This is a genomic window from Plantactinospora sp. B5E13 (assembly GCF_039871775.1).
Classification (GTDB): domain Bacteria; phylum Actinomycetota; class Actinomycetes; order Mycobacteriales; family Micromonosporaceae; genus Plantactinospora.
Genome location: NZ_JBDPLT010000024.1, coordinates 23,204 through 46,683, shown reverse-complemented (window position 1 = coordinate 46,683; position 23,480 = coordinate 23,204). Strand labels below are relative to the sequence as shown.

Sequence of the window (23,480 nt, the reverse complement as noted above, 5' to 3'; positions counted from 1 at the left end):
GGGCACGGGAGGAGGATCAACGGACCAGCCGGACGCCGTCGGCGTTACGGACCGGCTGGTCCCCGTTCAGGTAGACGGTGAGTTCGCGGTTGCCCGCGAACGGGGCGAGATCCAGGTCCGGGACGTCGTGCAGGTGGAGGCGCCTCAGCCCGGAGATCCGGGCGAGCGGCGTAAGGTCCCCCAGCCGTGGACAGCGGCTGAGGTCGAGGTGTTCCAGGGTGGCGTGGCCGGCCAGCGGGGTGAGGTCGAGCGGCCCCTCGAATTCGTCGAGGTCGAGCGAGGTGAGAGGGAGCCCGGTGAGGGCGTCGAGGTCGAGCGCGGGTACGCGCAGCCGCATGAGCTGGAGCGTCTCCAAGTGGGGCAGCGAGGTGGCTATCCACTCGACGACCCGGGTGTCGGTGCAGTTGACGAGGTACAGCGACGTCAGCGTGGGCAGGCGGCACAGGAAGCGCGTGTCGGCCAGGCCGTCCACGCTCTCCTCGGGAGCGACGAGTGAGAGCCCGGTCAGCGCGGTCAGCCCGGTCAGCGAATCAAAGCCGGACGGGGGGCCGACGTCGCCCAGGTCGAGCATGGTCAGCTGGGGAAACCGGGCGAGCCAGTCGAGGTCGGCGGTGCGGTACCCGGGGGCGATGCGCAGGGTGAGGTCGGTGAGCCGGGTCATGGTGGCCGGCAGCTCGGCCGGGTCGACCGGCCGGTACAGCGCCAACTCCTCCAAGAAAGGCTGAGCGCCGAGGAAGTCCAGGGCGACGACGGGAGGCTCCCCGTCCTCGGGGACGTGGTACAGCCGGAGACCCTTGACGGGTGGCAGTTCCCGGACAATCTCCGCCGGGTCGGTGAAGGTGCGCACGCCGTGGAGATTGCGCAGGTGGCGTGCCATCGGCGCGGTCCACCCGTCCAGGGCGACCCAGCCGTTCTGCAGGGGCGAGTCGGCTAGGACCCGCCGGCCGTACTCGTCCGGCTCGAAGTAGCTGGCCGACTTGATCAGCGCGTCGACCACCAGCGGCCGGTCGTCCCGGCCGTACCGGCTGAGCTTGTCGAGCGCGTGCGCCCCGCCGACGAACGCCGCGGTGGCGACCGCCGCCGCTGCCGCGGCCGGAGTGAGCCCGGCGACGTCGTCCGGAAGGTGGCGGATCACCCGTTCGCCGGCCAGGGCCAGGGAGTGGGCTTCCAGCACGCTGCGTGGTGGTGTGAGCTGGGCCAGGCAGACGTCGATCCGGCCGAGGGTGTCGAGCGCCAGCGCCGGCGCGGTCTCGACGCAGGCGGCGGCCAGCAGCCGGAGCCAGCGTGCCCTGCGGGGCGGCCCGGACCCGGCCCGGTCGAGCAGGCCGTTGATCAGCCGCTGCCGGTATTCACTGCTGGCGTGGCCGGCGGTCATGACGACCGTCTCTCGCCACATGTCCCGGGTGGCGTGCTCGAGCAGGATATCGACGTAGTTCTCGTCGGCGATCTCCTTGGCCGCCAGGTACTCCTGGAACGTCCGGTGCACAAAGGAGATCCGGTCCTCGGCCACGTCCTTCAGCACCCCGCTGCGGTCGAGCAGGTGGTCGAAGACGTCGTCCGGCTCGGCGGTCACCTTCGGCATCGTGGCTAGTTTCCGGGTCACATGCGAGTGGGCCTGGGTGATCTCCAGTTCGGACTGGTTGGCCAGGGCGAGCCGCCAGGCCAGGTCCTGAAGCAGCGACATCGCCGCCTGCCCACCCAACGCCACCCGCCGGTACGCCGGTACGTCCCGGGCCGCGTCCCGGCGTTCCAGCAGCATCGCCAGCGCCGCCCCGTAGAGGCTCATCCGGTCGTGTGGCAGGTCGTCGGCGCGGTCCAGGTTGAGCGCACAGAGCATCGCGCACATCAGCGGGTTGGTGGCCAGGCCACGCAGGTGGTGGTTGGCGTCCAGACGGTTCAGCAGCCGGCGTTCGTACCGGGGCAGGTCGGCCGGCTCGCAGGGCAGGTGACGGCCGGCGCCGATCGCCCGGTGCCAACGTCGGACGAACTCGACGATGTCGGCCGGAGCCATCCGTTCCAGGGTCAGCGTGGCGAAGCCCTCGCCGGTCAGCCAGCGGGCGGGGGCGGCGGTCGGTCGGGAGGTGACCAACACGATCACGTCTGGGTACCGGTTGAGGAGCCGCCGGAGCCACTGCCGGACGCCGGCGCGCTGGCTGCGTACCAGTTCGTCGACGCCGTCGACCAGCAACAGCGCGCGACCGGTGGCGAAGATCCGCTCGACGAGCCCGGTCGGTGCCTCGGCGGCGAACTGTGCGATGTCGGCGCCGAGCCGCGGGCCCACCGGCGGCAATGTCCCGTCCGGGTAGGCGCGGAGCTTGACCAGGAAAGGAATCCGGCCGTTCCAGTCCCGCAGACCACCGGTGAAGCCCTCGCGGGCGGCCGTGACGGTCAGCCAGCGCAGCAGGGTGCTCTTACCGGAGCCGGCCTCGCCCCGGATCAGGATCCGTCGGCCCCGGGCGAGCGCCGTCTCCACCCGCAGGCCGGTCTGCTCCTCGCCGCTTTCGCCCTTCGCGCCCCGGAAGAACGCGCCGCGTCGGGCCGGGCCGGTCTTGCGGATCCGGTTGTCGGTCCGGGTCCGGCGATCCGGGTCGGAGACGACCAGACTGAGGTACGCGATGCTCAGCGTCGTCTCCGGGCTGTAGTTGTGCACGTCGACGCCGAAGAGTTCGAGTTGGTCGTACTCGCTGGCGAGGAATCGCAGGTAGCGGCTGGTCACGTCGTCGTCCGGCGGCGCCTCGGCGGCCCGCGCCGACACCGGCAGCCGGGCCAGGATCTCGGCCAGGTCGGTGGAGATCCGGGTCAGTCGCGCCAGGGTCTCCTGGTTGGCCCGGCTGTTGAACTCAGGCAGGTGTCGAACCACCTCGACGTAGCACTGCACACAGTCCACCAGGACCCGGTCGGCCAGCCGCGCCGACGCCTCGCTCAACCCCACAGTCCGGGCATGGCCGGCGAGTGCCGGACGGAGCCGGGCGACGAGTGCGGCCGGATCGGCGTCGGCGGCGAAGAGCGTGGCGTCTGTCCGGGCGTCGGGGCCGAAGGTACGGGCGACGATGTCGAGCGCCGCCGCCGACTCGTGCTCCGGGATCGCGGCGTGGTCCGCCGCGAAGAGCCGCTCGACCCGACCGGCGATGTCGGCGGCGAGGCTTTCGAACTGCAGTTCCGCCTTCCGCCGATGCAGCCGGTCCCGGAAGCTGAGCTCCATCAGCTCGGAGAGGTCACGTCCGCGGTCGGCGCGGTCCCGGCGGGCCGCCAGCCACTGCTGGGCGGCGTGTGTCGCCACCGTCCTCGCGAGCCCCGTCGCGGCGGTCTCGAACAGGGGCATCTGTCGACCTCCAGCGGGTCGGCGGCACGGGAAGCGAGCGGAATCGTACTCGAAATCCGGGCAGACCTGGTATGGACGACCGTCACGACGGGGCGCTCCGGTAACCGCGCCGTCCACTTCGGCCGGTCATCTCGCCACCGGGGTGGAATTGGCCACTGCGGCCCGCCGCATGCGCTGGCAGTCTGAGGCGGATCGGGAGGTTGACATGGGCGATCCGTTTTTCGACCGGGATGTCGAGACAGAGGTGTTGGCGCGGGTGTCCGCCGCCGCGGGGCCGTACCTCGACTCGCTTGCCGAGCGCCCGGTGTACGACCCCGGCACCGCCCCGCTGCTGGCCGACCTCGCCCGCCTCGTCGGTGACAGCGGTGGCGAGGGGTTGGCCGGTCGGGTCGGCGACAGCGACGGGTTGCCGGAGCAGGGCGTCGGGACGCTCGCCGCGGTCGAACGGCTGCTCCGGGTCGGCACGGCCGCCGCCACCCATTCCGCCGGACCCCGGTTCTTCCACTTTGTCATCGGCGGGGCGACCCCGGCCGCCCTCGCCGCCGACTGGACCACGTCGCTGCTGGACCAGAACGCCGCCTTCCGGGCCTCCTCGCCGCTTGCCGCCGAGCTGGAACGGATCGCGCTGCGCTGGCTGCGGGAACTGTTCGGGCTGCCCGAGGCGTACGGCGGCGCCCTGGTCCCGAGCGCCACCTTCGCGAACTTCACCTCGCTGGCCGTGGCCACCCACTGGTGGGCCGAACAGCACGACGTCGACGTCGCCGCCGACGGGCTGGCCGGCCTGCCCCGGATGCCGGTCGTCTCCGGCGGGTACGTCCACGCCAGTGCCCGCAAGGCCCTGCAGATGCTCGGTCACGGGCGCGACACCGTCGAGGTGTACGCCGCCGACCCGGTGGGCCGGGCGGACCTGCCGGCGATCGAGCGGCGGCTGGCGGAACTGTCCGGCCCGGCGATCCTGATCGGTAACGCCGGAGAGGTCAACGCCGGTGACTTCGACCGGCTCGACATCCTCGCCGACCTCGCCGAACGGTACGGTGCCTGGCTGCACGTGGACGGGGCGTTCGGGCTCTTCGCCGCCGTGTCGCCGCGTACCGCCGGGCTGGTCGAGGGGATCGACCGGGCCGACTCGATCGCCGGTGACGCCCACAAGTGGCTGAACGTGCCGTACGAGAGCGGTTTCGCCTTCCTGAAGGAGCCGAGCCGGCTTCCGGCGGCGTTCGGCATGCCGGGCACGGCGTACCTGCCGGGGCCGGGCAGCCCGCTCGGGTCGGGCGGTCCGGCCGCCGATCGCTCGTCCGCCGACCGGCCGGCCTCGGCCCGCTCGGTCCAGCCGGCGCTGCCGGACGGCCCGGTGGACTACGCGCTTCACGGGCCGGAGTCGTCCCGTCGGGCCCGGGCGATGCCGATCTGGGCGACCCTGGCCGCGTACGGCCGCACCGGCTACCGGCTGATGGTGGAGCGGCAACTCGATCTCGCCCAGCGGCTCGCCCGGCTGGTCGACGAGGCACCCGAGCTGGAACGGCTGGCCGAGGTGCCGCTCTGCATCGTCTGTTTCCGGGCCGCTCCGGAGCACCTCCCCGCCGACCAGCTCGACGACCTCAACCGGCGGCTCGGTGCGGCGCTGCTCGCCGACGGCCGGGTGTACGCCGGCACCACCGTCTACGCCGGTCGGGTGGCGCTGCGCCCGGCGATCGTCAACTGGCGGACCACCGAGGCCGACATCGACCTGCTGGTCGAGGTGGTACGAGAACTCCTCGCCCGGCTCGCGTCACCTCCGTCGTCGGCTGTCTCGCGGGTCACCCGGGCAACGTGATTGTCGCCCGATCGTCGTCCGGTTAGGTTGTGCACACACGACTGGCGTGGGTGGGCGACCACCGGGGAGTGACCGTCGGGGCGTCGACCGCCTGGGTGCCCCTTGTCGATGAGACGAGGAGACGCGTCCGTGACCGTCCAGCACCGGATCCTGCACCTGTCCGACACCCACCTGAACAGCCCTGACGTCGATGCCTCCGCGGCGCTGGCGCGCATCCTGTACGACGCGCGTTTCGTGCCGGACGTGGATGTGGTCGTCGTGAGCGGCGACATCGCCGACGACGGCTCCGCCGAAGGCTGCGCGGGCGTGCGCGAGCAGGTGGGCCGGTTCTGCGCGGAGCGGGGCATCCCGCAGGTCTACTGCACGGGCAACCACGACACCCGTGAGGCGTTCGCGGCCACGCTCGGCTCCGGGCACCTGGCCGCCGACGGCACCGACATCGGCGCGACCATGACGGGCGCGTCCGGTGGACGTGCCGCCGTCAGCAGCGTTGCCGGGCTGCGCGTGATCACACTGGACAGTCTCGTGCCTGGCCAGGTGTACGGGCATCTCGACCCGGCCCAGCTGGCCTGGCTGCGTGACGTGCTGGCCGAACCCGCCGCGGCGGGCACGGTGCTCGTGCTGCACCATCCGCCGATCGCCGTGCCCACCTCCCCGATCATGGACAGCGTGGGCCTGCGTAACGCCGGTGAGCTGGCCGACGCGGTACAGGGCACAGACGTCCGGGCGATCCTGTGCGGTCACTTCCATCTGCAGTTGTCTGGCCTGCTACGGGGCATACCGGTGTGGGTGACGCCCGGCGTGGTCACCCGCATCGATCTCACCGCGTCGTCGCGGTGGGAGCGCGCGGTACTGGGCGCCGGGGCCACCGTGGTGGATCTCGGCGGCCCGACCTCCCCGCTCTTCCACGTGCTGCACGCCCGCGACCCGCGGGCCGGGGAGCAGGTGTACCTCGTCGACGCGGTGTCGCGCGAGGAGGTCGTGGGCGAGGAGCCATGATGGGCGGGCCGTCTGGCCTCGTCGAGCCGGTGTCACCATCCGCAGCCTCCGGTCCGGACGCCGGTCGGGCATCAACCACCCGAACGTGCGCCGCACCGGCCGGTGCACGTTCGGGGCGGCTGAACTTGTCGGGTCCGACGCGTCAGGCCGGTGAGTCCGGCGTCGGGTGGTGTCCGCAGGTCGGGCAGGGGCCGGCGAGTACGCGTCGCCGTACCGCCCGATGTCGGACGGCTTGGAGGGTGATCGCGGCGGCCAGTAGTGTCGCCCCGGCCAGGGTGACGACTCCGGCGGTGGCGGCGAGCATCCACCAGGTCGGGCCGCCGCCCCGGGTGCTCCAGTAGGCCTGGGCGAGCTGGTTGGTGCCGAGCAGTCCGGCGGGGACGGTCAGCAGCAGGGCGGTCCAGATGTCCCGGTCGTCGCCGGCGGCCGCCCGGCCGATCGCGATCACCACGGCCAGTCCGAGCAGCAGGCCGCCGGCCATGCCCAGCAGTTCCGGCGTCGACCGGTACGAGGTGAACCAGTCCGAGTTGCCCTGGGCCAGGTGGTAGGCGGCGGAGGTGCCGCCGCCGATCCCGGCGGCGACCAGCGGCAGCAGGCGGCCGACCCAGCCCGGCCGGTCGGGCAGGGCCAGGGTCGCCAGCCCGAGTGCGGCGGCGGGGATGAGGACAAAGAGCGGCGGCCGGGGTTGCCCGACGAGGGTGGCCACCGTCGGTACGACCACGGTCAGCAGCAGAGCACCGAGGGCGGCCCGGCGTCCCCAGCGGCCGGGGAGGGCGAGCACGACGAGCCCGACCAGCAGCCAGCCGGCCCAGACGACCGCGCCGACGGTCTGCACCGGACCCACCCGGTCGGTCAGCCCGGCGTGGCGTACGTCGGCGAACTCGACCTGCAGCAGCAGGAAGAGGGCGAGCGTGATCAGGGTGTGCAGGGCGAGGGTGGCGGCGACCGGCACGGCGGTGGCGAGCCCGAGGGCGCCGTACCCGCGTAGCCGCTCACGTAGCCCGCCGCGTAGCAGGTCGGCGGCGTCCGCCGGGGACGGCCAGCGCCGTTTCGGGTCCACCAGATCGAGGTACGTCCCGACGATCTCGTCGCCGCGTTCGGCCCGGTAGCCGGCGGGGTAGATCCGGAGCAGCCGGCGGTAGCGGCGTACCAGGGGTGAGGTCTCCTCGGTGGTCATGCCGGCCCTCCCGCCGGTCGCAGCGTGGGACGGGCGGCGGCGGACCCGGGGGCGCCGGCCCGGGCGGCACGGCCGAGGCGGGCCCGCAGCCGCTGGCTCGCCGCCTCGACGTTGCGCCGCAGTCGTTCGGTTTCGGCGGTGAGCGCGGCGGTGCCGGCGTCGGTGAGCCGGTAGTAGCGGCGGAGGCGGCCGTCGACGACCTCCTCGCGGTCCGGTGCGACCAGCCCCTCGTCGGCGAGCCGGTCGAGGGCGCCGTAGAGGGTGCCGGGGCGCAGCGAGAGTCGGCCCTCGGAGAGGGCGGCGACCTCGGTGACGATGCCGTAGCCGTGCATCGGCTCGCGGGCCAGCGCGGTGAGGATCAGGAAGGTGGGTTCCCGCAGCGGGGTCGGAGCGGTCATGGGATCAATGTATCGGTGACGAAGCTATATCGGTAGCGAAGTTGTCGGCGAGTCGCGTGGCTGGGCTGAAAACGGCACGGGCCGGTCCGCCGTGGCGGACCGGCCCGTGCCGGTGGTCGTGACGCGGATCAGCAGTCGAAGTACATCGCGAACTCGTGCGGGGTCGGCCGCAGCCGGACCGGGTCCACCTCGTTGGCGCGCTTCCACTCGACCCAGGTCGAGATCAGGTCGGGGGTGAAGACGCCGCCCTCGAGCAGGAAGTCGTGGTCGGCCTCCAGCGAGTCGAGCACCTCGGGCAGCGAGCCGGGGACCTGCTTGACCGAACCCCACTCCTCCGGCGGAAGGTCGTAGAGGTCCTTGTCGATCGGCTCCGGCGGCTCGATCTTGCTCTTGATGCCGTCGAGGCCGGCCATCATCATCGCCGAGAAGGCGAGGTAGACGTTGGCCGACGGGTCCGGCACCCGGAACTCGACCCGCTTCGCCTTGGCGTTGCTGCCGGTGACCGGGATACGGGTGCAGGCCGAGCGGTTGCGCTGCGAGTAGACCAGGTTGACCGGCGCCTCGAAGCCCGGCACCAGCCGACGGTACGAGTTGACCGTCGGGTTGGTGAAGGCCAGCAGCGACGGGGCGTGGTGCAGCAGGCCGCCGATGTACCAGCGGGCGGTGTCGGACAGGCCGGCGTAGCCGGTCTCGTCGTAGAACAGCGGCTCGCCGTTCAGCCAGAGGCTCTGGTGGGTGTGCATGCCGGAGCCGTTGTCGCCGAAGAGCGGCTTGGGCATGAAGGTCGCGGTCTTGCCGGCCGCCCAGGCGGTGTTCTTGACGATGTACTTGAAGAGCTGCAGCTGGTCGCCGGCGTGCAGCAGGGTGGAGAACCTGTAGTTGATCTCAGCCTGGCCGGCGGTGCCCACCTCGTGGTGCGAACGCTCGACGGTGAAGCCGGTGTCGATCAGCTTGCGGACGATCTGGTCGCGCAGGTCGGCGTAGTGGTCGACCGGCGGCACCGGGAAGTAGCCACCCTTGTACGGGGTCTTGTAGCCCCGGTTGCCGCCCGGCTCCTCGCGACCGGTGTTCCAGGCGCCCTCGATCGAGTCGATGTAGTAGAACGACTGGTTGGCGGAGGTCTCGTGCCGGATCGAGTCGAAGATGTAGAACTCCGCCTCCGGGCCGAAGTACGCCGTGTCGGCGATGCCGCTGGCCGCCAGGTAGGCCTCGGCCTTCTTCGCCACGTTGCGCGGGTCCCGGGAGTACGCCTCGCGGGTGAACGGGTCGTGGATGAAGAAGTTCAGCGCCACCGTCTTCTCGGCGCGGAACGGGTCGACGAAGGCGGTGGCGACGTCGGGCAGCAGCAGCATGTCCGACTCGTGGATCGCCTGGAACCCGCGGATCGACGATCCGTCGAAGGCCAGACCGTCGGTGAAGACCGACTCGTCGAAGGACTCGACCGGCAGGTTGAAGTGCTGCATCACGCCGGGCAGGTCACAAAAACGTACGTCGACGAACTTCACGTCCTCATTCTTGAGGTATCGCAGGAGTTCCTCGGGATTGGCGAACACACGTCCTCCTGGCACGTCCACTGGTGGCTAGGCTGCTGGCGACGCTATGGCCATGCGATTGCCCGAGCATGTCTCTGTTGTTTCCGCCGTGTTACGGCATCTGCGGAGCGTGATCATACCTGGTGTCCGGCTGGTTCCGCTGCGGATGTTACCTGATTCAGGGCTATTAGCCAGCTTCGCCGCGTCTTATGGCGCTTTCTGGAGATCGGCGACACCGCCCCGGGTGCCCCGCCAGCTGGCCCGGACGGATGCGGATACCCTGGTTTCCCGTGGCGATGACCGACGATCCGACGGCCCCGGCCGCCCCCGCGGCCGACCGGAACTTCTCCCCGCCGAGCCTGGCCCGTCGGTTCGGCGCGCTGCTCGTCGACTGGGCGCTCTGCGCGATGATCGCCTCGTTCTTCGCCGACCCGGTCACCGACGGCTGGCCGCCGGTCCTGGTCCTGATTCTCGAGTACGCCGTCTTCGTCGGCCTCTTCGCGCAGACTCCGGGCATGTGGGTCTCCCGGCTGCGCTGTGTCGCGTACGACGACGGCGGGCGGATCGGAGTGCCCCGGGCACTGCTCCGGGGGATCTTGCTCAGCCTGGTGGTGCCGCCGCTGCTGATGGACGAGCGCCGTCGCGGCCTGCACGACCGGCTGGTGGGTTCGGTCGTGGTGACGATGCCGGGCGCGAAGCCGGCGCGCTGACTCCCGAGCGCTGAACCCGGTGGGGCCGGTCTCTGGGCCCACTGGGAAAGAAATCGACGGCACGTTATGGCGTGCCGGTCCCGGGGGCCGGTACTGTATCGATCCAGAAGGGTTCTGGATCGATACAGAAGGAGGGGTGCCCCCGGTGTCGCCGAAGCCGACCCTGCAGACCGTGGCAGATGCGGTCGGGGTCTCCCGCAGCACGGTCTCGAACGCCTACAGTCGCCCCGACCAGCTCTCTCCTGAACTACGACGGCGGATCCACGACGCCGCACGGCAACTCGGTTACCCCGGGCCGGACCCGACCGCCCGGTCGCTGCGCCGGGGCCGGGTCGGCTCCATCGGGGTGCTGTTCACCTCGGCCCTCTCGTACGCGTTCACCGACCCGTACGCGGTGCAGTTCCTGCGCGGGGTGGCCGAGACGGCGGAGCGGTACGCCAGCAACCTGCTACTGGTCCCGATCTCCGAGGCGGACGAGGAGGCCGCTGTCCGGGCGGTGCACAACGCCTCCGTCGACGGGTTCTGCGTCTACTGCGTACCGGCCTGGCACGGCGCGCTGGCCGCGACCCGGTCCCGGGGACTGCCGGTGGTGGCGGCCGAACGGCCTGCCGAGGTGACCCCGGACGCGATGTACGTCGGCATCGACGAGTCGGCGGCCGCCCGGGCGGTCGGGGAGCACGTCGCCCGGCTCGGGCACCGACGGGTCGCGGTCGTCTCCGACTTCCTCGTCGCCGAGCGGCGGACCGGCCCGGTCGCCCTGGACGGGCCGACCGCGATCCGGTACGACGTCACCCGCGAGCGGCTGCGCGGGTTCCTGGCCGGGCTGTCCGGGGCCGGCGTCGGCTGGTCGGATCTGCTGCTGGTCAACGCGAGCGCGAACAGTCGGACCGAGGGGGCGTACGCGGCGGCGTACGCGTTGGACCGGTCGGACCCGCCGACCGCGGTGCTGGCCGTGACCGATCTGCTCGCCCTCGGTGTTCTCGACGCCGTCACCGCGCGCGGCCTGCGACCCGGCCGGGATGTCTCGGTGACCGGCTTCGACGACATTCCCGAGGCCGCCGCCGCGGCCCTCACCACCGTCCGGCAGCCGGCGGTGGAGAAGGGACGGATCGCCGGCGGCCTGCTGCTCGACCCACCGGACGACGGCTCCGCCCGCCAGGTGCTGCTCCCCACCGAACTGGTCCGCCGGGCCTCGACCGGCCCCGTCGAAGGGAACTGACCATGGACTACCTGAGCCTCCACCTCGCGGTGGGCGCAACCGAACGGCACGTGCTCTCCGCCCGCCCGGACGCGCCGGTCCGGGACGACCAGCCCCGACCGGTCCGGCTCGCCCGGATCCGTCAGGTCACCGCCGGAGCGCTGCACCACATCGCGGACCGGATCACGCCGGAGCGGACGACTCGCCCGGCGCCGGTTGGTTCGCCCCAGGTCACCCGGGCCGCCTGCTCGGCCTGACCCTGACCCCGGTGACCGGCGACGGTCTCGCTGGCGGCTGGCCGCTGGCGGCGGACCGGTCTGCCGGGCGGGAGAGGTTACCGGCCCCGCATCTGTCGGAAGGCGCCCTTCGGCGGACGCATGTTCTTCGGGATGGCGCCCTTCGGCAGCTGCGGCCGGGCGGCGGAGAGCGCCTTGAGGCGCCGGTCGAGGGAGTTCACGTCCTTGCCGCTGAGGTTGCGGGGCAACCGCATCAGGGTCATCCGCATCTTGCGGATCGACAGCTCGTTCTCGCCCTGGCCGATGACGTAGTCGTACAGCGGCGCGGTGCCGATCACCTTGGCCAGCCGGCGCTTCTCCTGGCCCAGCATGCTGCGGGTGCGCTGCGGGTTCCCCTCGGCCAGCAGGATCACCCCGGGACGGCCGATGACCAGGTGCACCATGTCCATCTGGGTGGTCGAGCTGATGGCCGGCGTCACCCGCCAGCCGCCGCGCATGTTCTCCAGGATCGACGCCGCCGCGCCCGGCTGCCCCTCGGCGGCGTTCATCATCGCCGCGTTGGAGCGCAGGTTCAGCACGATCAGCAGGGCGAGCAGGGCGAGCAGGATGCCGATCGGCAGCCACAACCAACCCCACTGCAGTACCGCGACCACGGTGAGCGCGACCGGGACGAGCACCGCGACGGCGGCGAGCGGCACGAACCACTTGTCGCGTTTGGCGGTGAACGAGAACACCATCCCGATCTGCTTCAGCCGCTGGCCGAACGACACCTTCTCCTGCGCCTTTGCCATGCGAGGGAGTCTAGTGGCCCGATCCGCGACGGCTGGCCCCCGGCTGCCCGCTACGCCCCGGCCGGCGGTCAGCAGCCGTCCGGCGCGGTCCGCCGGCTGCCCCCGGCCGCCCGCCGCGGTCCGTGGCGCGTACCAGGACGAGGTAAGGACCTTACGCCCGGCGTCGGTTCCGGCGGTGCGGGGTTGAGGAGGTCCGGCGGTGCGACATGGGGTCGTACGCCAATGTGCCGGGCCCACCTTCGCCCGGAGAGTCGACATCGTCAGGAAGCGAGTCCACCGGGACGGAGACCACGATGTTCAGCACGGACCCCCACCTCCTCCTCACCCTGCACCACACGCACGCCGACGACCTACGGGCCGAGGCCGCCGCCGACCGGCTGGCCCGGTCCGTGTCCCGGCGGCGATGGTCGAACCGGACCCGTCTCGGGTCGCGGCGCCGTCGTACCGGCGTGGCATGCTCGACCTCGTGACCCCCCGCGCCGCCAGCGCCGTCCTCGTCGGCCGTCAGTCCGAACTCGCCCTGCTGCGCGACGCGCTCAAGCGGGTCCGGGCCGACGAGCCGGCGGCGATGCTGGTCGGCGGGGAGGCCGGGGTCGGCAAGACCCGGCTGATCGAGGAGTTCGGGCGGTACGCGGTCGCCGAGGGCGGCCGGCTCCTGCTCGGCCAGTGTCTCGAACTCGGCGAGGAGGGGCTGCCCTTCGCGCCGTTCGCCGCCGCGCTGCGGCAGGTCCTGCGCACCGACGGGCCGGCCGCGTTCGACGGCTACGAGCGGGACTTCGCCCGGCTCCTGCCGGAACTGGGCCGGCTGACCACGACCGGGCCGGTCGACAACCCCGACCGGCCGGTCCAGTCCGGGCCGGGCCTGGTGCTGGACGCGCACCGGGGCTACCTGTTCGAACTGGTCGCCGGGCTCTTCACCCGGCTCGCCGCCGAGCGGCCGCTGGTCCTGGTGATCGAGGACCTGCACTGGGCCGACCGGTCCACCCGGGACCTGATCGCCTTCCTGGCCCGGGTGGTACGACCGGACCGGATGTTGCTGATCTGCACCTACCGCTCGGACGAGCTGCACCGTGGGCATCCGCTGCGGCCGTTCCTCGCCGAACTCGACCGGGCACGGGGCGTGGAACGGGTGGAACTGAACCGGTTGGACCGGGAGGGCACCGGCCAGGTCCTGGCCGACCTGCTCGGCGCCGAACCGACCGCCCGGGCCGTCGACACGATCCACGACCGGACCCAGGGCAACCCCTTCTTCATCGAGGAGCTCGCCGCCGCCGGTGACCCGCAGGGCTGTGCCGATCTGCCCGACACCCTGCGCGATCTGCTGCTCGCCCGGGTCGACCGGTTGCCCGAGCCGGCCCAGCGAATGCTGCGGATCGCCGGTGCCGGCGGCACCCGGATCGCCCACGAGTTGCTCGCCGCGGTCGCCGGGGTGCCGGAGGTGGAACTGGAGGCCGCGCTGCGGGCCGCGGTCGCCGCACAACTTGTCGTCGCCGACCCGGACGGCGGCTACGAGTTCCGGCACGCGCTGGTCCGGGAGGCCGTACACGAGGACCTGCTGCCCGGCGAGCACGCCCGGTTGCACGCCCGGTACGCGGCCGCCATCGAGGCGAAGCCGCAGCTGGTCGCCGACGGCCGGGCCCCGGCCGAGCTGGCCCACCACTGGTACGCGGCACACGACTTCCCCCGGGCGTTGACCGCCACCTGGGCCGCCGCCGAGGCCGCCGGTTCCCGCTACGCGTACGCGGAGCAGGGGCGGCTGCTCGAGCGGGTGCTGGAACTCTGGGAGCAGGTGCCGGACGCCGACCGGCGGTTGGGTCTGGACCACGTCAGTGTGCTCGAGGCGACCCTGGTCGCGACCTCGACCGCCGGCGACTACTCCCGGGCGGTGACCCTGACCCGGGCCACCCTCGGCGAGCTGGATCAGGCGGCGGAGCCCGCCCGGGCCGCCCGGGTGCTGCTGCTGCGGGGTCGACTCCTGCGCACCCTCGGCAAGGCGGACGGCAGCGCCGAGGTCCGGCAGGCGTACGCGTTGGCGGTGGGGGCGACCGACGATCCGGGGCGGCCCCGGCTGCTCGCCGACATCGCCTTCCAGGCGGCCCGGGTGGACCGGGAGGAGGGCGCCAGGATCGCCGAGGAGGCGATGGTGGCGGCCCGGGCCTCGGGGCGGGACGACGCGTTGACCGCCGCCACCCTGGCCGCCGGCTGGGTCTGCGGACGACGGGACGTCGCCCTGGCCGACCTGCGTCGGGCGGAGCGGCTCGCCCGGACGACGGGCGACTCACAGACCCTGGTGACCGCACTGGTCACCATCTCCGACGGGCTCTGCGAGCTCGGCCGGTACGCCGAGTCGGCCGAGGCGGCGGCGACCGGGATGGTCGAGGCCCGGCGGGTGGGGCTCAGCCGTTCGACCGGTGCCTTCCTGCTTTCCAACCAGGCCGAGGCGTTGATCGCACTGGGTCGCTGGGACGAGGCCGACGAGTTGTGCGGCGAGGCCGCCCGCCTCGACCTGCCCGGCGTCACCGGCCACCACTGGCTGCAGCTGCGGGCCTGGCTGCACCTGGCCCGGGGGCGGGTCGACGCCGAGGAACTGGTCACCCGGGCGTTGGCGTTCCTGCGCCGGCCGTACTTCGCGCCGGAGATGCCGCTGTACGAGCTGCGGGTCGAGGCGGCGCTGCTCGCCGGTGACCTGCCGGCGGCGCTCGCCGCCGCCCACGTGCTGCTCGACCAGCCGCTCTACCGCTACCCCCGGTACGGCTGGCCGGCCCTGGCCGTCGCCGCCCGGGTCGCCCGGGCCACCGACGACGCGGAACTGTGGGAACGGGTCGCGGTGGCGACACACCGGCTCACCGCCCGCTACCCCGCCGAGCTGGCCTGCGCCGCCGAGGTGTCGGCCATGCTCGCCAACTTCGCCGGATTCCCCGGTGGCGCCGGCTCCGCCGGTCCAGGACTTTCCGCCGGCTCCGCCGGTCCAGGACTTCCCGCCGGGGAGACCAGCTCGGGGTCGGCGCTGAGCCGGTGGCAGCAGGCGGTGACGGCCTGGCGGGCGGACGGGCAGCCGTACCCGCTGGCCCGGACGCTGGTCGGTCTGGCCGAGGTGGCGGCCGCGGCGGGGGACCGGGGGCAGGCTGCCGCCGCGCTGACCGAGGCGGCCGGGATCGCGGCGGAGTTGGCCGCCGTACCGTTGGCGGAGCAGGTGGCGACGTTGCGCCGGCGGCTCGGGCTGCGGGACGGGACGGTGTCCGGTCCGGAACAGCTCACCGCGCGGGAGCGGGAGGTGCTGCGCCTGGTCGCGGAGGGATACAGCAACCGCCGGATCGCCCAACTGCTCTACATCTCACCGAAGACCGCGAGTGTGCACGTCTCCCGGATCATCGCCAAACTGGACGTCGCCAACCGGATCGAGGCGGCGGCGGTCGCGCACCGCCTCGGCCTGCTGGCACACGGGTCAGGAGAGCCGGTCACCAGCGGATGAGACCGCGGCCGCGTCGGCCGGGTCAGCTGGGTCAGCTGGGTGTCCCGGGTCCGGTGGTCGGGTCGTGTCGGGCGGTCGGGGCAGCACCGGGGCGGCCCGGCCGGTGCCGTGGTCACCGGGGGTCCGTTCCTCGTGGTACTCCTCCTCGACGTTGACCTCCCACACGTCGTGCGTGGTCCCGTCCAGGATGTTCGACACCGACAGCAGCGCGGTCATCATCGAGTGGTCGGCGTTGTTGTAGCGGTGCATGCCGTTGCGCCCGACCGGGTGCACGTTCGGCACCTCGGCGGCCAGCCAGTTCCGGATGGTGGCGACGTTCTCCCGGTACGTGAAGTCGTAGAACGGGTAGGCCCGGGGCATCCGGACCACGTACCCGGTCTCCACCGATCCGGGCCGGACCAGTCCGAGTCGTTCGAGTTCGGCGGTGCCGAGGGCGACCAGTTCGTCGTCCGGGCTGTTCCACAGCTCGTCGCCGATGTTGAGGAAGTACTCCAGTCCCAGGCAGGTACGACCGTTCTTCACCAGGTACGGCGACCAGGAGCCGAAGTTCTGGATCCGGCCGACCTTGACCTCCGGGGCGTGGATGTAGATCCAGTTGTCCGGGAAGCTGAACTCCTCGGGCACCACCAGCGCGACGGTCAGGAAGTCCCGGTAGTGCAGGCCTCGGGCGGCGGCGACCACCGGCGCCGGGGCGGGCGGGTCCATCGCCAGCACCAGGTGCGAGATCGGCATCGACGAGATGATGTGGTCGGCCTCGACCCGGCGTTCGCCGTCCGGTCCGACGACGGTGACCCCGACCGCCCGGCCCGCCGTCCGGTGCACGGTGCCGACCCGGGTGTTCAGGCTGACCGTGCCGCCGCGCTTCTCCACGTGCGCGGCACAGTGCTCCCACATCATCCCGGGGCCGTACTTCGGGTAGTTGAACTCCTCGATCAGGCTGGTGATGTCCTTCTGGTTGCGCTTGGGCAGCAGGGCGTTCAGCACCGCGTTGGAGAGCGAGAGGTTCTTGATCCGCTGGGCGGCCCAGTCCGCGGAGAGCGCGGTCGCGGGGACACCCCACAGCTTCTCGTTGTACGTCTTGAAGAAGTGGTTGAAGAGTCGTCGGCCGAACCGGGCGGTGACCCAGCCGGCGAGGTGGGACTGGTCCTTCGGCGGGGAGAGCTTGGCCCAGAGGTACGAGCCGACGCAGCGGACCGCCTCCAGCAGCCCCAGGTTGCGCAGCGCGTTGCCGGCCTTCAGCGGATAGTCGTACAGCTTGCCCCGGTAGTAGATCCGACTCATCCGGGGTCGCAGCAGGAAGTCCTCGTCGGACAGGATCTCGTGCCACAGTGCCTCGACCTGTGGCACCTTCGTGAAGAAGCGATGACCGCCGATGTCGAAGCGCCACCCGTCGCGCTCGACGGTGCGGCTGATCCCGCCCACCACCTCGTCGGCCTCGACCACCTCGACCGTGGCGTTGCGCTTGGTCAGCTCGTACGCTGCGGTCAGGCCCGCCGGGCCGGCTCCGATGATTATGGTGTGGGGCGCCGTCATGCTTCTATTCATCACCTTCGACGTGTTGCCGGCAAGTATCCGACAGAAGACGGCCGGAATCTAGCACGGTCGAAGGTTCGGGAACGGGCGCGTCGCCGACGCCGGTACCGGGGTGCCGGCGCCGGTCGTTCCGGCGTACCCGACACGCCCGGTGAACGGCGTGGTGCGGTGCGTGAGTGAGGTGCGGCGGCTGGCGCGCGCGGACCCGGCGAGCCGGGCAGGGCGTCAGCCGACGGTCGGCGTCGGCACCGCGCGGGCCTCGACGGCCTGCTGGTAGAGCCGACCAGCCCGGTACGACGACCGGACCAGCGGCCCGCTCATCACCCCGGCGAAGCCGATCTGCTCGGCCTCCTCGCGCAGCTCGACGAACTCCTCCGGCCGGACCCACCGCTCGACCGGGTGGTGCCGGGGGGTCGGGCGCAGGTACTGGGTGATGGTGACCAGTTCGCAGCCGGCGGCGTGCAGGTCACGCAGCGCCTGGGAGACCTCGGCGCGGTCCTCGCCGAGCCCGAGGATCAGGTTCGACTTGGTCACCAGGCCGGCGTTCCGGGCCTGGGTGAGCACGTCCAGCGAGCGCTCGTAGCGGAATCCCGGCCGGATCCGCTTGAAGATCCGGGGCACCGTCTCGACGTTGTGTGCGAGCACCTCCGGACGGGACCCGAAGACCTCGGCGAGCTGGTCGGGGTTGGCGTTGAAGTCGGGGATCAGCAGCTCCACGCCGCAGTGCGGCAGGGACTCGAGGGCGCCCTCGCCGCCGGCCGCCCCGTCGCGCGGGGTCAGGGCGTGGATCTGGCGGACCGTCTCGGCATACAGCCAGGCGCCGCCGTCCGGCAGGTCGTCGCGGGCGACCCCGGTGACCGTGGCGTAGCGCAGTCCCATCGTGGCCACCGACTCGGCGACCCGACGCGGCTCGTCCGCGTCGAAGTCGGCCGGCTTGCCGGTGTCGATCTGGCAGAAGTCACAGCGCCGGGTGCACTGGTCGCCACCGATCAGGAAGGTCGCCTCGCGGTCTTCCCAGCACTCGTAGATGTTGGGGCAGCCGGCCTCCTGGCAGACCGTGTGCAGCCCCTCCCGGGAGACCAGGCCCCGGAGGTCGGTGTACTCCGGGCCCATCTTCGCCTTGACCTTGATCCACGACGGCTTGCGTTCGATCGGCGTGGCGGCGTTGCGGGCCTCCACCCGGAGCAGTCGACGCCCCTCGGGCGCGACGGGCGAGCTGGCGCGGTTCTCCGAGGCGGTGGCGACGCTTCCCCGTCCGGCAGCGGTGGCGGCGGGAGGCGCGGAGTACTCGATGGTCACGAATCCGAGCCTACGCGTACCAGGTCGGCCGATCGACCAGAGGCGACCGGACTCACGTACCGAACCGGGTGATGCCACTCACGCGGCCGGTGCCGGCCCGCTCGACCCGGCACCGGGACGGGCGGACGGAAAACGGTTGCGGCCGTTCCGGTGCCCTGGGCTACGCTGCCGGCAGAGCGATGACGGAGCCGAGTACCACCTCGACCACCGGAGTCGAGAGAGTCACCAGCCGCTGTGAGGTGATCTCCGGCCGGGGCTGGGAAGACCCTCCTGAGCTGCGGGAAGAACGACGTCTCGGCGTCCAGTAGAACCCGCCGTACGGCCCACGTGACGGGCTGTGAAAGAGGCCGTCGATCCGACGGCGAAGGTGTGGTGGCACCGCGAGTTCCCGCTCGCCCACACCCCCCGGGGTCCGGTCGACGTACCGCGCACGGAGGGCCGTTCGTGGGCGTCGCGACGATTCGAGGAGTTTCCCGTGCCACATGTCCGCCCCACGACCCTGCCCGAGCGGGTCAGCTCCACGACCCCGCCCGACCGGGTTCTCACCACGACCCTGCCGCAACGGGTCGGTACGACCGTGACCGTCGCCGGCTGGGTACACCGCCGGCGACAACTGAAATCCGTGACGTTTCTGATCGTCCGGGACGCCGCCGGCCTGGCCCAGGTCGTGGTCACCGACGCCGACCTGCGGGCCCGGCTGGCTGAACTGACCGAGGAGTCGGTGGTCGAGGTCACCGGCGAGGTGGTCGGCAATCCCGCCGCGCCCGCCGGAGTCGAGCTGGTGACCCCGACCGTACGCCCGCTCGGCGTCCCGGCGGCACCGCCACCGTTCGACGTCTACCGCCCCGAACTGACCGCGTCGCTGCCCACCCAGCTCGACCACGCGGCGGTGGCGTTGCGCCACCCCACCCGTTCCGCCGCGCTGCGGATCTCCGCCGCCCTGGTGGCGGGCTTCCGGTCCACCCTGGACGGGTACGGCTTCGTCGAGGTGCAGACCCCGAAGATCGTGGCCTCGGCGACCGAGAGCGGGGCGAACGTCTTCGCTATCGACTACTTCGGTCGGCCCGGTTACCTGGCCCAGTCACCCCAGTTCTACAAACAGATGCTGGTCGGGGTGCTGGAACGGGTCTACGAGGTCGGGCCGGTGTTCCGGGCCGAGCCACACGACACCACCCGGCACCTGGCCCAGTACACCTCGCTCGACGTCGAGCTGGGCTTCGTCACCGACCACCGGGACGTGATGCGGATCCTGCGCGACGTGCTGGCCGGCATGCTCGACGGCCTGCCGGCGCGGGCCGGGGCTGCGCTGGCGACCCTCGGCGTCGAGCCGCCGAGGGTGCCGGCCGAGATCCCGGCGGTGCACTTCACCGAGGCGTTGGCGATCGCCGGGGCGCCGGCCGACGAACCGGACCTCGCCCCGGCCCACGAACGGGCTCTGGGGGAGTGGGCACGCTCGGAGCACGGCTCCGACTTCCTCTTCGTCACCGGCTATCCGATGGCCAAGCGCCCCTTCTACACCCACCCGGCCACCGTCGACGCGCCGGACGGCGGGCCGCGGGAGACGTACTCGAACGGTTTCGACCTGCTCTTCCGCGGCGTCGAACTGGTCACCGGCGGCCAGCGGCTGCACCGGTACGACGACTGTCTCGCCGCGCTCGCCGCCCGGGGCGAGGACCCGGAACCGTACCGGTCCTACCTGGACACCTTCCGGTACGGCATGCCGCCGCACGGCGGCTTCGCGATCGGCCTGGAACGGATGGTGGCCCGGCTGGTCGGCGCCGGCAACGTCCGGGAGGTCACCGCCTTCCCCCGCGACCTGCACCGACTCGCCCCGTAGCGGGACGGGTGCCTCGGTTCTGGTGGTGGCTGGGACACCTCAGCCGAGCAGGGTCGGCAGGTGTCGCTCGACGACCGGGAGGACCTCGGCGACGGTCACCTGGCGACCCAGTTCGGCGCTGAGCGAGGTGGTGCCGGCGTCCCGGATGCCGCACGGCACGATCCGGTCGTAGGCGGAGAGGTCACAGTCGCAGTTGATGGAGAAGCCGTGCTGGGTCACGCCCCGGGAGACCCGCAGGCCGAGGGCGGCGACCTTGCGGTCTGGGCCACGCTCGTCGGCGGGAACCCAGACGCCGCTGCGGCCCTTGATCTCGACCCGCTGGGCGGTGGTCAGCCCCAGTTCGTGGCAGACGTCGACCATCAGCTGTTCGGTACGTCGGACGAACGCGACGACGTCCACCGGCAGTCCGGTGTCCGCGCCGGGGAGCTTGATGATCGGGTAGCCGACCAGTTGCCCCGGACCGTGCCAGGTGATCTTGCCGCCGCGGTCGACGTCGATCACCGGGGTGCCGTCGGTCGGCCGGTCCCACGGCTCGGTGCGCTTGCCTGCGGTGTAGACGTTCGGGTGTTCGAGCAGGAGGACGGTGTCCGGCCGTTCGCCGTTGACGACCGCCTCGTGCACCCGGCGCTGCTCGTCCCACGCGGCCAGATAGTCGACCGTACCCAGGCGGATGCTGGTCAGCTCGGCAATTGTGCTGCTCACCGGCCCAGTTTAGTTCGCTACCGGCGGGTCGGGTCGGTACGTGGTCGGGGTCACCGGACGGCACGGCCGGGCCGCCCCGGCATGATGCCCCGATGACGACGCTCTCGCTCGGACTGGTCGTGGTGCACTCGGTGGTCTCGGCGCTGTGGCTGGGATCGATGGCGTACAGCCTTTTTGTGCTGCAACCCAAACTGCCCCGGATCGTCGACGCCGCCGCCCCGCCGGTCGGCGAGCAGGCCCGGCCGGTCGAGGAGGCGCGGCAGGCCCAGCGGGTGGAGGAGCCCCAGCGGGTGCTGGCGCACGGCAACCGCTGGCGGGTCGCCGCCCTGATCGGGGTGCTCTGGGCGACCGGCCTCGGGCTGGTTCTGCAGGCGCCGGAGCGTACGGCCGGCTGGTGGGCGGCGGTGGCCGGCAAGGGCGTACTGCTGGCCGGCGCGACCGGCCTCTTCTGGTGGATCTCCTGGCGGGGCTGGCCGCGTCGGGTCTTCGCCCTCCCCGCCGAACTGCCGGCACTCCAACGCCGGTTCCGGCGGGTCGCGTTGACCATGTGCGGGCTGGTCGGCGCGGCGTACCTGCTTGGTCTGCTGACCGCGCACTGAGCGTGGCGGCCGCGCCGTCCGCCCGAGGACGTCAGGAGGCCGGCACCCGCCAGAGCCAGACGTCGGAGACCTGTTCGGGCGGGCCGAGCAGTTGGGTGGTGGCGTCCAGCACGGCGTCCGGGTGCAGCGGGAACTTCGTACCGTGCATCTGCGGATCGAGCACCACCACCTGGACCCGCCAGTAGCGCAGGTCGTCCCGGGCGGCGGCCCGGTCGGCATCGGTGATCGTCGGCACGACCCCGGTCTTGGCCACCTCGGCCAGCAGGGTGTCGGTGGGGCGGGGCACCGGCCCGATCCGGCCCCGGCCGTCGGGGCCGCCGGGACCGAGGAAGAACCCGGACGGGATGGCGAACTCGCCCTGCCGGTTGGCCAGGGCGTACGCCTGCCAGCGTTGTCCGTCCGGGGTCAGGTCGATGGTGAGCGGGACCGGGGTGAGTACACCGCCGGGGGAGACGTACTGCCGCCAGACGCCGGAGGTGATGAACTCCGGCAGCGGCTCCCGTTGCACGGTCAGCAGGGGCGTCGGTACGAGCGGCAGCAGCGCCACCGCGAAGCCGGCGAGCCAGCCGGCCCGGGCCCGCCGCGACGGCGGCCGGGTCCGGAGCGCGTCGACGGTGTGCGCCAGCAGCAGCCCGACCAGCGGCGCCACCACCAGGGCGAGCCGGGACGGCAGCGCGGCGTTGAACACCGGCAGGTGCCCGAGCAGGGCGTACGGCAGCGGCACGTCGGTGCGTACCTCGAAGATCTTCACTCGGGGGCCCCAGGAGAGCACGGTGAAGACGAGCGCCGTCACCCCGAGCGCCCGCAGGGTGGCCCGGCGGGCCGGGTCGGCGTGCCGCCACAGCACGGTGAAGCAGACCACGGCCAGGACCAGCAGCGCAACGCCGAGGAAGGAGTTCTCCTCGGTCGGGTTCGGGGCCAGTGAGGTGCCGAGCCCGGCCTGTCCGGCCAGGCTCCGCTGGGGGTACGCCCCGTACGCGGCGATGTCCTCGGCGTGGATGACCGGGTCGAAACCGGTGCCGTGGAAGCCCTGCGGTCCCATGAAGTGCAGCCAGAGCGGGTACGCCAGCAGTGCGAACGCCACCACGGCGGTGACCCCGAGGCCGCGCAGGAAGTCTGGCAGCACGGCCCGGGCCTCGGCGCGACGGGACCGGTGGGCAGCCCAGGTGCCGAGGAAGACCCCGCAGGCGAGGGCGGTGAAGAAGAGTCCCTCGGCGGCGATGGAGAAGGCGACCGCGACGAGGATTCCGAGCAGGATTCCGTTGCGTGGCCATTGGCCGGGTCGGCGCAGCCGGAGCACGCCCCAGACCAGCACCGGGGCGATCCAGCCGGCGCTCCAGTTCAGGTGGGCGTTGGCGTGCGCGACGAGGCCGGGCGCGAAGCCGATGAAGACCCCGCCGAGCAGGGCGGCCGGGGTGCTCCGGACGAGGTGCCGGGAGAGCAGCCAGTACCAGGCGAGGGCGCTGCCGGCGAGGTTGAGGGTGAGCACCACGAGGAAGGTCGCCGGCGGCCCGATCAGCCAGGTCAGCGGGGCGAAGACCACCGCGTACACGGTGATCGAGGTGTTCACCGCGAGGTTGACCCCGTCCGGCACGTTCATCAGGTCGGTGAAGAACGGGTTCTGACCGTGGCTGAGCACGTGGCCGCCGTACGCCAGCAGCCACTCGAAGAGGGCCTGGTCGCTGGCGTTGACGGTGATCGCCCGCCCGTTCGGGTCGAGCCAGAGGCCGCTCGTCACCCAGAAGGCCCCGACGACCGCGATCACGGCGGCGGTCAGGTCCGCCCGGCGCCGTCCCGGTCGGTCGGGGGTGGCGGTGGCGGGCGGGGGCTGCGGGGTCGACCCGGCGAGCGCGGGCGGGGAG

Annotated in this window: 18 protein-coding genes; 9 read left to right on the top strand and 9 right to left on the bottom strand. The window is 72.3% G+C overall.

The genetic code is table 11. The features are described from left to right. Positions 1-16 precede the first annotated feature (16 nt). Entirely contained in the window at positions 17-3,322 is a 3,306-nt protein-coding gene (locus tag ABGB05_RS21670) for an NACHT domain-containing protein (protein WP_347655284.1), read from the bottom strand. A 205-nt stretch (positions 3,323-3,527) separates the two neighbouring features. Between ABGB05_RS21670 and ABGB05_RS21665 the strand changes: the two genes are divergently transcribed. Then, the gene (locus ABGB05_RS21665) at positions 3,528-5,135 is read left to right on the top strand and encodes a pyridoxal-dependent decarboxylase (protein ID WP_347655283.1); all 1,608 of its coding nucleotides are present in this window, start codon (positions 3,528-3,530) and stop codon (positions 5,133-5,135) included. 129 nt (positions 5,136-5,264) lie between these two features. Continuing rightward, the gene (locus ABGB05_RS21660) at positions 5,265-6,134 is read left to right on the top strand and encodes a metallophosphoesterase (protein WP_347655282.1); all 870 of its coding nucleotides are present in this window, start codon (positions 5,265-5,267) and stop codon (positions 6,132-6,134) included. Between the two features lie 142 nt (positions 6,135-6,276). On the opposite strand, the gene ABGB05_RS21655 is transcribed toward ABGB05_RS21660, so the two are convergent. The 3 genes from ABGB05_RS21655 to glnA all read right to left on the bottom strand — a co-directional run bounded on the left by ABGB05_RS21655 (position 6,277) and on the right by glnA (position 9,262). Then, positions 6,277-7,311 (bottom strand): GlsB/YeaQ/YmgE family stress response membrane protein, encoded by a 1,035-nt coding sequence (locus ABGB05_RS21655; RefSeq protein ID WP_347655281.1) that lies wholly within the window; start codon positions 7,309-7,311, stop codon positions 6,277-6,279. Beyond that, the gene (locus ABGB05_RS21650; protein ID WP_347655280.1) at positions 7,308-7,709 is read right to left on the bottom strand and encodes a helix-turn-helix transcriptional regulator; all 402 of its coding nucleotides are present in this window, start codon (positions 7,707-7,709) and stop codon (positions 7,308-7,310) included. Before ABGB05_RS21650 ends, ABGB05_RS21655 begins: the two co-directional genes overlap by 4 nt. Positions 7,710-7,837: 128 nt before the next feature. Then, the gene (gene glnA / locus ABGB05_RS21645; protein WP_347655279.1) at positions 7,838-9,262 is read right to left on the bottom strand and encodes a type I glutamate--ammonia ligase; all 1,425 of its coding nucleotides are present in this window, start codon (positions 9,260-9,262) and stop codon (positions 7,838-7,840) included. Between the two features lie 275 nt (positions 9,263-9,537). Here glnA and ABGB05_RS21640 point away from each other — a divergent pair, with 275 nt between their 5' ends. The 3 genes from ABGB05_RS21640 (at position 9,538) to ABGB05_RS21630 (ending at position 11,406) form a co-directional block, all read left to right on the top strand. Next, a complete protein-coding gene (locus ABGB05_RS21640; protein ID WP_347655339.1) occupies positions 9,538-9,951 on the top strand; it encodes an RDD family protein in 414 nt (137 codons plus the stop codon). 145 nt (positions 9,952-10,096) lie between these two features. Continuing rightward, complete coding sequence (locus tag ABGB05_RS21635) at positions 10,097-11,170, top strand: LacI family DNA-binding transcriptional regulator (protein ID WP_347655278.1); 1,074 nt, start codon at positions 10,097-10,099, stop codon at positions 11,168-11,170. Positions 11,171-11,172: 2 nt separating this feature from the next. Next, positions 11,173-11,406 carry a hypothetical protein gene (locus ABGB05_RS21630; RefSeq protein WP_347655277.1) on the top strand — a complete coding sequence of 78 codons (234 nt, stop codon included), beginning with the start codon at positions 11,173-11,175 and terminating at the stop codon, positions 11,404-11,406. A gap of 77 nt (positions 11,407-11,483) precedes the next feature. Here ABGB05_RS21630 and ABGB05_RS21625 read toward each other — a convergent pair whose 3' ends face one another. Beyond that, positions 11,484-12,176: a DUF4191 domain-containing protein gene (locus tag ABGB05_RS21625; RefSeq protein WP_347655276.1), complete on the bottom strand. Its 693-nt coding sequence runs from the start codon at positions 12,174-12,176 to the stop codon at positions 11,484-11,486. A 293-nt stretch (positions 12,177-12,469) separates the two neighbouring features. Here ABGB05_RS21625 and ABGB05_RS21620 point away from each other — a divergent pair, with 293 nt between their 5' ends. Further along, positions 12,470-12,646 carry a hypothetical protein gene (locus ABGB05_RS21620; RefSeq protein ID WP_347655275.1) on the top strand — a complete coding sequence of 59 codons (177 nt, stop codon included), beginning with the start codon at positions 12,470-12,472 and terminating at the stop codon, positions 12,644-12,646. Then, positions 12,631-15,648: an AAA family ATPase gene (locus ABGB05_RS21615; RefSeq protein ID WP_347655274.1), complete on the top strand. Its 3,018-nt coding sequence runs from the start codon at positions 12,631-12,633 to the stop codon at positions 15,646-15,648. Before ABGB05_RS21620 ends, ABGB05_RS21615 begins: the two co-directional genes overlap by 16 nt. Here ABGB05_RS21615 and ABGB05_RS21610 read toward each other — a convergent pair. Continuing rightward, positions 15,622-17,181 (bottom strand): NAD(P)/FAD-dependent oxidoreductase, encoded by a 1,560-nt coding sequence (locus ABGB05_RS21610; protein WP_347655273.1) that lies wholly within the window; start codon positions 17,179-17,181, stop codon positions 15,622-15,624. The two genes, ABGB05_RS21615 and ABGB05_RS21610, sit on opposite strands and share 27 nt — an antisense overlap. Positions 17,182-17,406: 225 nt before the next feature. Next, entirely contained in the window at positions 17,407-18,480 is a 1,074-nt protein-coding gene (locus ABGB05_RS21605; protein ID WP_347655272.1) for a lipoyl synthase, read from the bottom strand. A gap of 475 nt (positions 18,481-18,955) precedes the next feature. On the opposite strand from ABGB05_RS21605, the gene aspS reads away from it, so the two are divergent. After that, positions 18,956-20,317: an aspartate--tRNA(Asn) ligase gene (gene aspS, locus ABGB05_RS21600; RefSeq protein ID WP_347655271.1), complete on the top strand. Its 1,362-nt coding sequence runs from the start codon at positions 18,956-18,958 to the stop codon at positions 20,315-20,317. A 39-nt stretch (positions 20,318-20,356) separates the two neighbouring features. Here the strand turns inward: aspS and lipB are convergent, their stop codons facing one another. Further along, a complete protein-coding gene (lipB, locus tag ABGB05_RS21595; protein ID WP_347655270.1) occupies positions 20,357-21,019 on the bottom strand; it encodes a lipoyl(octanoyl) transferase LipB in 663 nt (220 codons plus the stop codon). 92 nt (positions 21,020-21,111) lie between these two features. Here lipB and ABGB05_RS21590 point away from each other — a divergent pair, with 92 nt between their 5' ends. Continuing rightward, positions 21,112-21,618, top strand: coding sequence for a hypothetical protein (locus ABGB05_RS21590; protein WP_347655269.1), 507 nt, complete (start codon positions 21,112-21,114; stop codon positions 21,616-21,618). A gap of 31 nt (positions 21,619-21,649) precedes the next feature. On the opposite strand, the gene ABGB05_RS21585 is transcribed toward ABGB05_RS21590, so the two are convergent. Continuing rightward, on the bottom strand, positions 21,650-23,395 hold the full coding sequence (locus ABGB05_RS21585) for a DUF2079 domain-containing protein (RefSeq protein ID WP_347655338.1): 1,746 nt from the start codon (positions 23,393-23,395) through the stop codon (positions 21,650-21,652). Positions 23,396-23,480 lie beyond the last annotated feature (85 nt).